Below are 12,826 nucleotides of genomic sequence, written 5' to 3' on the forward strand. Positions count from 1 at the left end.
CGGTCCGCACCTCACCTTCTCGTTCGGTAGCTTTGTGCAGACGATGGTTCTGACCGATATCGCTAGGGATCTGGACCGAGTGCGTGCTGGTCCAGACTCTGGAACGCGATCTGGGGACCACTGCCATAAAACGGGCTAGAACGCTCTTCCGTTTTCCGCTGCGGGCGTCGACCTCGATATGGAGCCTTCATGAACCGGTTCTAAGGTATTTCGGAACAATGATCAGGCTTGAGTCGAGCGGAGCAGAAGAACAGCGCCAGCGCGAAGCCTGGTAGGCCGCGCGAGAGATTTTTCGGTGCGGAGGCGACGGCAATGGTCGTTCGCCTCTGTGACGCGGTCAGTCTTTACGGCAGTCTGTTCTAGCCGTCATTCAACGTTGCTGGAGAAAGGCCCGAATTGGCGCCCGTCTGAACAGGCGCTATCGGCTATATGGTCACCTCATTGTCTAGAAGTTCACCTCCCATCGCAGACGACGCGCTCCGTAAATGGCGAACCGCTCACCACCCGAGAGGAGTTCGTGAGGGAGATCAATCAGTGCGCCCGCTGTGATGGCGCGGCGGACGACCTCGCCAAGTACAAAATATCACTGATCGAGATCGGCTATTTGGTTGAGGAGGAGGCCCACATCGGCGTTTCGACCAACAATCGACTAGGAGATCTCAGCGATCACCGGCCGGCGGCTCCGTGCCGGCGATCAATGCGCCGCACTACGCTGCATGCCGCCATTGCGAGCTGGGGTAACCTTCACCGCCTGCTCGTGACCACCCTGCGCTTGGGCCAGGTAGGCCCGCACAAGCGCGAGTTTGTGGATATCGGATCGAACATGAGCTGCGGCGTGCGCCCGCAGAGGCCGCGACACTTCAACCCCGCCGCCTTTTGCAGCTCGCGTTTCAATAGATGCAGCATTTTGGCGCAAACTCGCCTTCCCCTGATGCTAATCACTCCAGAATTGTCGCCTCCTGAGGGGGCGTTTGAGGCAAACGACAGCCGAATCCTACGCCCGTGCCGTCGACAAGCCCCAATAGTGCGGACAACCGCGCCCGAGCTCAGAGGGAAGAACTGGAACATGAGGATTTCTCGGCGCGGTCCCGTTAACATGCGCGCTCCTGCCGGAATGGCCTTATCGTTACGTGCAGCGACGCCAGCGCAGAGAGCCCATCGACCTGTGGATAATATTGACGACCTTGCCTTCTTCGAGCCGGTCATTGCGAGGCCTAACGTCACCTCCCCATTCCTTTGGAGTCGGGCAAGAAGGCGCGAATACAATCTGGGTTGGGTAAGGGTATTTTTGAGATGAGATTGAGTGAATATGTCGATCATGATGCCACCGCTCTGGCGTCTCGTGTGAATGCTGGCGAAATAACGCCTTTGGAGTTGACGCGGCTGGCCCGCGAGGCACATGACGAAGTCAACCCTTTAGTCAACGCCGTCATCGAGTTCTATGAAGATGCTGATAGCGTGGCAGGCGCCGACGGAGGAATTTTTCACGGCGTACCTTTCCTTCGCAAGGATATTGGTGCTGCCGAAGCTGGCCGACTTCAGGAACGAGGTAGTCGCCTGTTCAAAGGCTGTCGTCCCGACACCGACAGCTATTATTTTCGTCGCTCGCGAGAAGCAGGCCTCCGTACGATCGGTAGAACAACACTCCCGGAGCTTGGAACGTCCGGAATGAGTGAATCCATTTTAAATGGCATTACCGGCAATCCATGGAGTTTGGACCGATCAGCAGGAGGCTCGTCCTCGGGAGCCGCCGCGGCGGTTGCCGCAGGCATCACTCCCATCGCACATGCCAGCGACGGCGGTGGCTCAATTCGCATTCCTGCCTCATGGTGCGGCCTTGTCGGGCTGAACCCATCCCGCGGGCGTGTATCTGGTGGGCCGAACAACCAAGACGCGTCGCTGGGCCGTAGCCGAACCTTTGTCGTCTGTCGGACGGTGCGCGATATGGCTGCTGCATTGGACGTCTTTTCGGGTCCTTATGCTGGAGATCCATTTATCATCGTCCAGCCGAGCCGCCCTTATGTGGACGAGCTATCCCAACCGACCGGCACTCTCCGGGTCGGAGTCGCGCGATCCAAATGGGCAGCGGTTGATATCGAGCCCGAGGTCCGTCAAGCGGTCGACACAATTGCCGCGCTTCTGGAGGAAATGGGCCATCTAGTCGCGGAGATCGACCCGCCATACGACCCTGAGGAGAGAACGAGGATAACGCTTCGCAGCTCCGCCCTGAGTGCAATGTCACTTGAAGACGCGGCCCGGGCCATGGGCCGAACGATCGACGCAGACACTCTGGAACCGGTCAATCTTAAGCTTTATGATTATGGCCGCAGCTCTCCAGGTGATTCCATAGGAAACTTACTTGAGGATGTCCGTAGATTCCGGTTCCGCGTCGGCGAGGCGATCGATGCCTTCGATATTTTGTTGACGCCTACGATGCCAATCGTTGCCCCGCCGCACCGAGGCATCTATTGCACGACCAATCCGGCGGTTTCTGCACTGGAATTCATGGACGCCGATGCCGCTGCCGCGATTTATCAGTACATGGGTGTATTCAACATCACTGGGCATCCATCGGTGTCGCTACCGTTGGCCCATAGCGCTAACGGCTTGCCAATCGGCCTGCAAATTGTCGGCCGTTTTGGTGACGAGGCAACGTTGGTGCGGATCTCGCGCGACCTGGAAGAGGCATGCCCATGGCGCCAGCGACGACCAAGCGTTCGAGCAGGGAAAAGTCATCCGTCGCCGGAGCTTCGCTACCAAGAAGCATGATCGCCTATGTCAAAGCAGACGAAGGGAGCGCGACGTCATTTCAGCGGCTGGAAACTAGCGTCAATGGGCGCCTTGCCGCCGCTCCAATTACGCCCGCGGCCTGAGGCATTCGACGATCTGGGCCGGCTGACGAACAACGGATTCCGCGTCGATAAATCAAGAACGCTGCATAACCATCATCGACGTATACTTGTGGCGTAGGGGAGGTTATTGACCGTTGACCGCACCAAGTTCACCACAGGATGGCGCCCCTATGCTAAAGGAATAGTGAAGAGACTCGGCAGATCAATTCGCCATCCGCCGAATAGTCAGTGCATCTGAGTAGCAGTACCAAGTACATCATGGAAGCTGGCGAGGTGTAATAATAGCCGTTATTGCTCATTAATCTTAGATGGCGCTTGCTAGCGACCGCGGACCATGCAACCGCTGATCCCGTTAAAGCGCGCTAGTAAGCTAGTCCCTATGATTGCTGGGCCTGAGGGTGGCCCGTCTCCTATGCATGGGGCTCTGCGCCGGCTAGCCGGCTTCCCTCGTACCGTTGCATATCGGATGAGGGAGCCACCCTCAGGCCCAGCAATCATAGAGACTAGAGACGCCGCAGATCGCGTTTTAGGGTGCGAGAACGGTCTCGACCAGGTTCACCCAGTAGCCGATGCCATAAGGCAAGGCTTCGTCGTTGAAATCATATGCCGGGTGGTGTACCGAAGCGGTCGGTCCATTCCCAAGGAATATAAGAGCGCCTGGCCGCGCCTCAAGCATGTAGGCGAAGTCCTCTGCACCCATGCTTGGTCTCATGTTTTGATTCACCGACGCAGGTCCCACTAGGTCGCGTGCCGCCTTTACCGCAAATTTCGTTGCCTCCTTGTTGTTGACAGCACCAGGGACTGATCGACGGTACTTGAACTCGATATCTGCGCCGAACCCGCGCGCAATGCCCTGAGCGGCTGCCAAAATCTCTCGTTCGGCGAAGTCTCGCAGGTCCGGTGCGAGTGTCCTGACCGTTCCGGCGATCTCAACATTATCGGGAATGACATTGTAGGCCTGTGCAGCGCTCAATTTGGTGACGGAGATCACCAGCGACTCCTTTGGGTCGGTCTTACGCGAGACCAAGGTTTGCAGGCCAAGGACTATCTGTGCTGCGATAACCACGGGATCAATGGTTCGGTATGGGTGGGCCGCATGGCCGCCTCTGCCCTTCACGATTATGTCGAAGTCGTCCTGGGAGCCCATGATTGGGCCGTCGCAAATGGAAAACTTGCCGAGTTCCATGCCCGGCATGTTATGCATACCAAAAACCTGGGATACGCCAAAACGGTCCATAATCCCTGCCTGGACCATTCTTAGGCCTCCCGACGGCAATTCTACCTCTTCTGCTGGCTGGAATATCAAGGCGACCGAGCCCTTGAAGTTGCGTGTATTCGCAAGGTATTTCGCGGCGCCGAGCAGCATGGCCGTGTGGCCGTCGTGGCCGCATGCGTGCATCTTGCCTGCTATCTTGGACGACCAGGGTTTGTTTGACGTCTCAACGATTGGCAGGGCATCCATATCTGCCCTCAATCCAATAGTCGGCCCGTCTCCACCTTCGCCCTGAACCACGGCGACGATACCGGTCTCAGCTATCCCCGTTTCGATATGATTGATTCCGAAAGAGGCTAGTTTCTCGGACACGAACTCCGCTGTATTGTACAACCGATAATCAAGCTCGGGATTTTCATGGAGATAGCGGCGCCACTCGGTTGCCTCGCGCTGTATATCCCGGAAAGTTTCTACGCTTCTCATGTCACATTAGCCCCTTCTTCGACACAGTCGCCGAGCCCTTTCGATGTCCCTTTCCATCAGCGTCGCGTTCCCGCGGAAGAGGCAACGGTGGATTGCATCCTTTTTTGGAGCGCGGCATAAGCGATCCAACGTCTACTTGTTTATTCAAGTCAACGATCAGAATCTTTGTCCACCCTCTAGGGAGGATGGGACATGTGAGAGAGGGATTTGTGCCAAAATGCACCGGACCGTGAAATGCAGATCACGCAACATGATACGGTGTGAAATATAGCCGTCACGTTCTGCGACGCACTCGGGACAAATATGGATAACAGATAATTCTCACCGCTTGGCTGTCTCGGAGATTGTGAGCCTCGCCACCATGTGACCGCGCAGAGCTGTGTAATGATGAGATCGAAGCGTCACTCGGCCTGGAACGCCGGCTGGATTTTTGCGTGCGCTAGACTCGCTGCTAAGCTTGGATTTGGCTGCGCGAAGATAACCCAAAGAACTGGAACTTCTGCAGCTCGTGCGAGATGCTTGATCCCGTGAACTCCCACGAGTTCGACGCGTGTCGCCGAAGCCAAGGGGTGCCTTTGACCAGTCGCCCTTCGTACTTATCAAACTCAATGCTAGGATTTTGCCCAAGTACCGGTGAAATTCGCATAGACATCACCGAGGTGTAGACTGCGGAAGGCAAGCTGTATCTCTATGTCGCCATCGACTGAGGCAGCAAATTCGGTTTTGTGCAGGTCGTGCGAAGACGGATCGAACCTCGCCGCCGCCTTCCAATAGCCCTGATCGCCCGCCGTCGCGCTAAGCGCGCCAAGATCTGCCGGCGCGACAAAACCCGCCAGCGTGATTTGCTCTTCGCGTGTCTCTTCTTGCCGAACCCGGCTAGAATATCTCAAACCGCAATGTTTTATGCGGTTCGCGTTTCAGCAGCCGACGCATTTTGGCGCAAATCGCTTCCCGCCACAGGTCATCCTGTCAAAATTCGCAACGAGGCGACCTGAATGCGTTCCCGTAATCGTCTCGGCCTCTGATCTGAACCCGATGGAAAAGAGGTTCGCTACGCAAAGCGACAGTCCGCCACCGCCGTCCGGTCGTTACGCGGCCGCGACCTTCGCGCGGCGCGCCCTGCCGGGTTCCTCCCTACCGGCAGGGCGATATTCTCAAATTGCCTGATAGAGGTGATTGCAGTGCCTCCGCGATCGAGTATTTTGCGAAGGAGGTGATCCGCATAGCCCGATGGCACATCGAAATTCGGCAGCTACGCGACGGCAACCGGCTATCATGGCAGATTCTGACGCTCGATGCCGAGGATCAAATGGGCAATTTCTTCTTCGCTGGTTTGTCGGCGTACGCGTTCAAGAGTCCAAGAGTCTCATATAGGTTGTAAAGTGCTCCTTGTCGTAGGGTGTGAGGCCGCTCGATCAAGGGACTTCGTCGGCAATCGGCGTGCTCAATTTCGGATGTAATATTGCTGGAGTCGGTCTCCAGAATATCGATTCCGCGCGGGCGGGGACGCTTCAAGTGGATTACGCTGTGCGACCGCTGACCTTCGTGCATGGACATGCGCAGGTTGGTCGGACGGAATGTGCAGAGGATCAGGAACAAAACCGTCTGACGCAGGAGCAGCTTGTCGAGGTTTCCGGATACAGCCAGCAGTACATCAGCGGTTTGGAAAAAGGCGGCAGAAATCCGATACTTGCGATTTATCGATTAACTGGCATCGGCCCGTGCGTCCGCCACATGGATATAGTTCGGCCCGACAGAGAGGCCTGAGACTTTCAACTTCTAAGTAACTGCTGAGTGCAGAGTGCTTGTGAACCGAGCCGGCCATTTTTCGCAAGCTCAGGCGGTCTCGGTCATCCGGCTTCGCCCCTGGCAGGGGGGCAGCTTTCCGCTGGTGCTACCGCCGGCCATTGCCAAGCGCTCGCGCGATCATGATCTCGACAAAGGCCATCAACTACGTGCCAAAGCGCTAGCCCGCGCTCACCCGATTCTTCGGCGACGGCAGGGTCTCCATCACGAACATTGCTTGCGGAAGGGTCCTGCGCTGCGTTCCGCTCGGTCGCAAGGCCTGGCTGTTCTGCGGTTCGGATCGCGGCGGAGATTTGCAAGTTTGCCGTTAGACTTCTGCGGAACCGAAACCGAACCGGTCCACGGTCGGATTGCTCAGTAGGGTGGCTCGGTCGTCGGGTCCAGAATGGCTGCGACAGTCTTGTCATCGAGCGAATGGGCGAAGATCGTGGCGTAAAATCGCTTCACTTCGGCCTCTAGGTCGATCTCACCAAAAACCTCGGGGTTGAGCGTCCTCGCCGCCCACAACACGGTAAGCGGCTGCTCAGCAGTGCGATTGCCCCATGTATGCGCGACCACTGGAAGCGGAAAGACGCGTCGTGTCGCCACCGCGCGAACATCCTTCAACAGTGGATTTGCAATGACTTTTTCGACATCCTTCAGTTGGGGGACCAAGATGATGTCGGGGTTCCAGGCAAGCACCTGCTCGATGTTGAAGGACAGCACTTCTTGGCTGCGCCCGTCGTCGGAGACGCTGACGCCGCCGGCCTGCCGGATCCACCACTCCGCAATGAGATGCGGCTGGCTGATCGTCTCCGGCTCGAAATAGAGCACGCGCGGCTTCTCGGTGACCGCAAGGGATTGCGAAATCGCCGAGACCCGCGCCAGAGTGCGGTCGAAGTAGTCGACATAGGCGGCTGCTTCCTTCTCTTTGCCGAGAAGGCCGCCGATGAGGTCCATCGCCGTCTTAACGTCATCGGGCTCCTGCCATTCAATGACGACCGCAGGCACGCCGACGCGCGCCATCGCATCCGCGATGGCCGGATAGGTCGTCAGGATGACATCCGGCTGCAGCGCGATTATCGCCTCCAGGTCCGGTTCGCGGCTCTGCGTCTCGATCAAGGGCGCGTCAACCAGTTGCGGCGCGAAGACTTTTTGAAAGGTCCAGCGCGGGTTCTCGCCGAATCGCGGCGGCAAACCGCTGACGAGTCGATCCGACGCGCCGACGGCGAACAGCAGGCTGTTTAGTGGCGGCACGGAGCCCATGGTGGCGACCCGCTCGACTTCGGCCGGCACGACGACTCTTCGGCCTGCCATGTCGGTGATGGTGCGGACCTCGGTTGCATTCGCCCCCGGCGAGGCGACGCCTAACAGGAGCAGCAAGAAGGCGGAAATTTTCAGGATGGATCGACACGTCATATCAATATTCCCTCAGATTTTGGGACTTGCCCAATCGGGAGCGTCGGCGGACAGGAAAACATACGGTCATGGGACCGAAGCCATCGTCGCTTGAACCTATGGACGCCACCCGCACCGGCACATCGTACAGAGCGCTCAGCGTTACATCGTTGACCACGTGGGCTACGTCTCCCTGCGCAAGCACGAGCCCGTGCTTCAGCAGAACCGCTTGCGTCGCCGCCGCCAGGGCGTGGTCGGGATCGTGCGTGGAAAATACCACCGTGCGCCCCTGCGTGGCCAAGCCCGCGATGATGTCGAGGATGCGGGTCTGGTTGGCCAAATCGAGGCTGGCCGTCGGTTCGTCGAGCACGATCGTCGCCGCGTCCTGCGCGATTGCGCGGGCGATCAGCGCAAGCTGGCGCTCGCCGCCGCTCGACAGATTGAACGGATGGTTCGCCAGGTGGCCGATGCCAAGACGGTCGAGGCTGTCGAGGGCAATGCGCCGGTCATGGGGCGATGGCACGGTGAAGGAGCCGAGATGCGGCGTGCGGCCGAGCACTGCGATGTCGGCCAGCGTATAGGGAAACACGGCCGCGCCGTGCTGCGGCACGTAAGCGATGCGGCGCGCCCGCTCGCCGTCGCTGAAGCTTGACAGCGGCCGGCCGTCGACCTCGATGCCGGCGCCGCCGCCCTGGAGCCCGACGAGACAACGCAGCAGCGTCGTCTTACCCGACCCGTTCGGCCCGAGAAGGCACAGCACCCCGCCCGCTTCGGCCCGGATCGAAATCCCACGCAGGGTCGGTGCGACGTTGCCGGCGTGAGTAAAGGAGACATCGCTGGCGACTAACGCGGCCATCAGAACCAATGCCTCCGGGCACGGCCGAGCACGATGGCGAAGCATGGCGCCCCAACAAGCGAAGTTACGACGCCGAGCGGCAGTTCCTGCGTCGCCACGCTGCGCGCCAGTGTGTCCATGGCAAGCAGGAACAGGCCGCCCGTCAGGGCGCTGATCGGCAAGAGGCGGTCGAAATTGGGACCGACCAGAAAGCGGGCGATGTGGGGGACGACCAGCCCGACCCAGCCAACGATGCCGCTTACGCTGACAGCGAGCGCGGTCAGTACGGTAGCTCCGGCGATGGCCACGCCGCTGACCAGCGGCGCGTTGACCCCGAGCGCCCGTGCCGAGTCGTTGTCGGCGCCGAGTACGTTTATGTGCCAGCGGATGGCGTAAAGCTGGGCGAGCATAAGTGCGATAGGAACGCCGATGATGCCGAGATCATCATTACCGATGCGGTTTAGACTGCCCATCAACCAAAAGGTGATCGACGGCAGCACGTCGAGCGGGTCGGCTATGTATTGCACCACCGCAACCAGCGCGTTGAAAACGGCGGCGACCACCAGGCCCGCCAGTACCAAGGTGATCATCGAGCCACTGCCGAGATGACGGCCGATCAGCGCAGTGGCCGACGTGGCGAGGATACCGGATGCCACAGCCATACCCATGATGCCCGACCAAGACAGGCGCAATAGCAGGGCCAGCGAGGCGCCAAAGGCCGCGCCCTGTGAAGCGCCTAGAATCGCGGGGGAAACCAGCGGATTGCGGAAAATACACTGATACGTCGCCCCGGCCGCCGCCAGGCTGGCGCCGACCAGCAGCGCGCCGGCAATGCGCGGCAGCCTGATTTCCCAAACGACCGTCTCCACTGTCGCGGCCCAGTCGGCCTCGCCGCCGGTTATGGGGTACAGTAAGATCCGCAGGGCCATCAGCGGCGGCACGGGATAGCGCCCCGTGGCGAAGGCCGACGCCACCACCGCAAGCAGCAGTGCGAAAAGTACAAGGTAGAGCGGCCACAGTGGCTGTTGCCGCGACAAGTTCTGGCTTTGACTCCTCTCGTGTGAAGTGGTCATCGTCGAGGTGCCCATTCTTCCGATGGCCAGAGTAGCGAGCAGCTCAAAGAAATCTCTGACATCGGCAGGTACTGCCCATCCATAAACGCAACGCCATGCGGGTAGCGCGTTGAATCAACGTGAAGTGCGTTGAGGGTTGAGGTCGGGCCGCGGCACGCTGAAGCATCGTCAGAGATATTCTTGTTTCCTTGCTTGGTGGAGTCTGCTCCGCCTGCGTCGGCGCCCCACGTCGTGGTCCATCCTGACGCAGCATCAGTTGGCGCCCTCTTGATCGCACAGCTTCGCGCGCGAAGACGCTCAATCCGATGCTGAACACGCAATGGGTGCTTCAAAAAAGAGGCCCGAAGTGACGGCTTCAGCGCAAGCTGTCCAGGCTACACCAAGATCCAAGGCTCAAACTTAACGCGATTACGCGCAATCAAGCTCTAGAATTTTGCGCACGTTCGTTTGCGCCATGAGGACGATCTCAGCGGATTCGGGTGGGCATATCGTACCCTCTCGTATGTGCTTAGCGAAACCGCCGGTGGTATAGGTCACTGATGCCGGTCAGGATTTTATAGGATATTGGTTCCGGCGTCGCGCGATGTACTCGAGCGTTTGGTGTCGACCAAAGCACTTCGGCGAGGCTTCTTAGCCGCAGTGCGGCTTCAGGCAGAGCCGTTGCAACGACGGTCATGCTGTCCATCGAAACGCGACTGACGATTGGCAGGCGGACCCCAATAGTATACTGCACCGCGTGCGCCAAGGCTGCGGGGCAGCCCATTGGCGTAGCCGGCAGCACTAATCGCTCTGGCTCGCGCTAACATCGCCCCCAGGCACTGCACGCCTCGTCCCCTCTCTTTCTCGAAAAGCAGAGCCGCCGTCGGAAAGCTCAGGCTCTCTAGATTTGCTTTTCAGACAGTTTCCCCGGACAGCCCTGCCATGGACGCGAGAAGGGGTAGCCTGCCGTTATGGCTCTCCCGCTACATCTACGTGTAGCGCGCGCGGGGAGATGTCCGACATGATTTTAGCTTTTGTCTGATCGGCGACAGAGGCTTGGCTAGCCAATCTCCTATTTTGGCAGCAGACCAAATCGCTGAAAACAGCCGCAAAACATGTTTTTTCGCCTCGTTCGGCCAAATGGCACGAGCTTTGATGCTCTCGGTGCGAGGCGGCAGCAGGTGCCGACCGGCACGCCGCCGTTGACCATCTTGCCCTACATAAGGAACTGTCATGAACACTCCCGATCAGCAGACGGCACAGGAGCAAGCCGCACGAAAACGCATCAAGGATTCCCATGCGCTCGACAGCGATGCCAGTCGCTTGGCCAACTTCTATCGCGGATGGGCTAGATCCTACGAGATGGATGTCGACCGCGACGGGTACTGCGGGCCTATGATCGTGGCGGAACTGGCGGGTGCCGTGCAGACGGCCTATTTGGCCAGGCAGCGAACTGCCATCGCAATCCTGGACGCCGGCTGCGGAACAGGCCTCGTCGGCGTAGAATTGGAACGCCTCGGCTTCCGGTTGATCGACGGGATCGACCTCTCCGAGGAGATGGTCGAACAGGCCCGGCAAACCCGCGCATACCGGCATGTCCGAGGCGATGTCGACCTTAACGGGCCGCTCTCCGACTACGCCAGCGCGAGCTATGACATTACGGTCTGCTGCGGCGTCTTCACGCTCGGGCATGTCCGACCTGATGGGCTGCGCGAACTGGCTCGCGTCACGCGCCCAAACGGCTTCATCATCGCAAGCACCCGCAAGAGTTATGCGGAGGCCACCTCCTTTGAAGGCGAGGTGCGGCGTCTGCAAGATGCGGGCGTCCTTGTGCTGGCACAGCGTCTAAATGACGGCAGGTACGTCGCGGAGGAGGACGCGCACTACTGGGTTTTCCAGGTGCTCAAGAAGGCCAGCGCCCCAGAGGAACAGGGGCCATGACCACGCTACTGCAATCTCGCTGGCGAAGCTGGCAAACGATGCAAGGCGACAACGAAGAGCGTGTGTGCCTACGCATGCCTGCCAGAAATTCGGGCCTTCTACTTTGTTGAGCACGGCACCTCAAAAGAATTCTCGGCACAGCCTATTCAGGCTTCCCGACGGTCCTCGACGCTGCCAGCCAAATAAGAAAATGGCCCGAAATCGTGTGCCGACTCCCATTTGTCAAACAAAGGTGTACTCATGTCTATGGACCTGTTGACCAGACTGGACGACAACCTGCGCGCGAAACGCGAAAGCTTTGACAAGCTTCCAGTGGTAGATATCGCGCCGCTTCTTGATGGCAGCAACAAGCAGAGGGTGGCGAAGGAGATACATTGGGCGTTGTCAAATACTGGGTTCATGTATGTGAAGAATCACGGCATTCCGCAGGATTATGTGGATTCAGTGTTCGATGTGAGCCGTCGGTTTTTTGATCTGCCCATGTCGCAGAAGATGGCATTGCATATTAGCAAATCCGATGTGGCCCTTCGCGGATACATAGAGCCGTTCGGGGAGAATACCGATCCGGGCAAGACGAAAGACCTGAAGGAGTGCATTGACATCGGTCCTGAACGTTTGATGTTGGAGGGTCCGTTTTTTGGCCCCAACCAGTGGCCCTCAAGTCTGCCCGAGTTTCGAGAACTTACATACGGATACCATCAAAAGATGGTCGGCCTGGCGAAAAAAATCTTGCAGGGCATTGCGCTCAGTCTGGACCTGTCGGAAAGCTATTTCGAAAGCCTTATGCGAAACCCGATCAGCATTCAGCGCCTGCTTCATTACCCCCCGCAAAGTGGCTACATCAGCGAAGAGATCATCGGTATCGGCGCCCACACGGATTACGGCAATCTGACCATCCTGGCGCAGGACGACGTAGGTGGCCTTCAGGTCATGAATCGCGATGGAGATTGGGTCGAGGGCATTCCGATCCGCGGCACGTTCGTAATTAACATTGGCGATCTGATTCAGCGGCTCACGAACGATCTCTATCTGGCGAACATGCACCGCGTGATAAATACCTCGGGCCGCGAGCGATACTCGATCCCCTTCTTTATCGACGCAGATTTCGATGCGATCGTCGAATCTTTGCCATCATGTATTACGGACGGCAACCCGCTTCGCTACAAACCGGTGAGGTGCGGCGAACACAAATTCGGGCGTTTTGCTGCAACTTACGGTCACTTGGCAAAGGCGTGAGGGCAAATACGTGACCTGCCGTGTTCATTCT

Annotated in this window: 7 protein-coding genes and 3 pseudogenes; 5 read left to right on the top strand and 5 right to left on the bottom strand. The window is 58.6% G+C overall.

Annotation, left to right across the window (positions count from 1 at the left end):
- Positions 1 to 1,293: 1,293 nt before the first annotated feature.
- On the top strand, positions 1,294 to 2,769 hold the full coding sequence (locus tag EJ069_RS27335; RefSeq protein ID WP_126063878.1) for an amidase: 1,476 nt from the start codon (positions 1,294 to 1,296) through the stop codon (positions 2,767 to 2,769).
- 609 nt (positions 2,770 to 3,378) lie between these two features.
- Here EJ069_RS27335 and EJ069_RS27340 read toward each other — a convergent pair.
- The gene (locus tag EJ069_RS27340; protein WP_126063879.1) at positions 3,379 to 4,548 is read right to left on the bottom strand and encodes a M20 aminoacylase family protein; all 1,170 of its coding nucleotides are present in this window, start codon (positions 4,546 to 4,548) and stop codon (positions 3,379 to 3,381) included.
- Positions 4,549 to 6,097: 1,549 nt separating this feature from the next.
- On the opposite strand from EJ069_RS27340, the pseudogene EJ069_RS27345 reads away from it, so the two are divergent.
- Both EJ069_RS27345 and EJ069_RS27350 read left to right on the top strand, forming a co-directional pair.
- Positions 6,098 to 6,315, top strand: a pseudogene (locus EJ069_RS27345) (helix-turn-helix transcriptional regulator).
- Positions 6,316 to 6,530: 215 nt separating this feature from the next.
- Positions 6,531 to 6,647: pseudogene (locus EJ069_RS27350) on the top strand (transposase); the annotation flags it as partial.
- A 61-nt stretch (positions 6,648 to 6,708) separates the two neighbouring features.
- Here EJ069_RS27350 and EJ069_RS27355 read toward each other — a convergent pair.
- The 4 genes and pseudogenes from EJ069_RS27355 to EJ069_RS33950 all read right to left on the bottom strand — a co-directional run.
- The gene (locus tag EJ069_RS27355) at positions 6,709 to 7,752 is read right to left on the bottom strand and encodes an ABC transporter substrate-binding protein (RefSeq protein ID WP_126063880.1); all 1,044 of its coding nucleotides are present in this window, start codon (positions 7,750 to 7,752) and stop codon (positions 6,709 to 6,711) included.
- A 1-nt stretch (position 7,753) separates the two neighbouring features.
- Positions 7,754 to 8,587: an ABC transporter ATP-binding protein gene (locus EJ069_RS27360; protein ID WP_126063881.1), complete on the bottom strand. Its 834-nt coding sequence runs from the start codon at positions 8,585 to 8,587 to the stop codon at positions 7,754 to 7,756.
- Entirely contained in the window at positions 8,587 to 9,654 is a 1,068-nt protein-coding gene (locus tag EJ069_RS27365; protein WP_206616867.1) for an iron ABC transporter permease, read from the bottom strand. The genes EJ069_RS27360 and EJ069_RS27365 overlap by 1 nt, the downstream gene beginning before the upstream one ends.
- A gap of 493 nt (positions 9,655 to 10,147) precedes the next feature.
- Positions 10,148 to 10,418, bottom strand: a pseudogene (locus EJ069_RS33950) (alanine racemase C-terminal domain-containing protein); the annotation flags it as partial.
- A 433-nt stretch (positions 10,419 to 10,851) separates the two neighbouring features.
- Between EJ069_RS33950 and EJ069_RS27375 the strand changes: the two are divergent.
- Both EJ069_RS27375 and EJ069_RS27380 read left to right on the top strand, forming a co-directional pair.
- A complete protein-coding gene (locus EJ069_RS27375) occupies positions 10,852 to 11,559 on the top strand; it encodes a class I SAM-dependent methyltransferase (protein ID WP_126063882.1) in 708 nt (235 codons plus the stop codon).
- 240 nt (positions 11,560 to 11,799) lie between these two features.
- Positions 11,800 to 12,795: a 2-oxoglutarate and iron-dependent oxygenase domain-containing protein gene (locus tag EJ069_RS27380; RefSeq protein ID WP_126063883.1), complete on the top strand. Its 996-nt coding sequence runs from the start codon at positions 11,800 to 11,802 to the stop codon at positions 12,793 to 12,795.
- The last annotated feature ends 31 nt before the right edge of the window (positions 12,796 to 12,826 follow it).

This window comes from Mesorhizobium sp. M2A.F.Ca.ET.043.05.1.1 (genome assembly GCF_003952445.1).
Taxonomy (GTDB): domain Bacteria; phylum Pseudomonadota; class Alphaproteobacteria; order Rhizobiales; family Rhizobiaceae; genus Mesorhizobium.

Bases quoted from the DNA above. Each gene is read 5' to 3' on its own strand.
- EJ069_RS27335 (WP_126063878.1), top strand. From the start codon at position 1,294: ATGAGATTGAGTGAATATGTCGATCATGATGCCACCGCTCTGGCGTCT.
- EJ069_RS27340 (WP_126063879.1), bottom strand. From the start codon at position 4,548: ATGAGAAGCGTAGAAACTTTCCGGGATATACAGCGCGAGGCAACCGAG.
- EJ069_RS27355 (WP_126063880.1), bottom strand. From the start codon at position 7,752: ATGACGTGTCGATCCATCCTGAAAATTTCCGCCTTCTTGCTGCTCCTG.
- EJ069_RS27360 (WP_126063881.1), bottom strand. From the start codon at position 8,587: ATGGCCGCGTTAGTCGCCAGCGATGTCTCCTTTACTCACGCCGGCAAC.
- EJ069_RS27365 (WP_206616867.1), bottom strand. From the start codon at position 9,654: ATGGGCACCTCGACGATGACCACTTCACACGAGAGGAGTCAAAGCCAG.
- EJ069_RS27375 (WP_126063882.1), top strand. From the start codon at position 10,852: ATGAACACTCCCGATCAGCAGACGGCACAGGAGCAAGCCGCACGAAAA.
- EJ069_RS27380 (WP_126063883.1), top strand. From the start codon at position 11,800: ATGTCTATGGACCTGTTGACCAGACTGGACGACAACCTGCGCGCGAAA.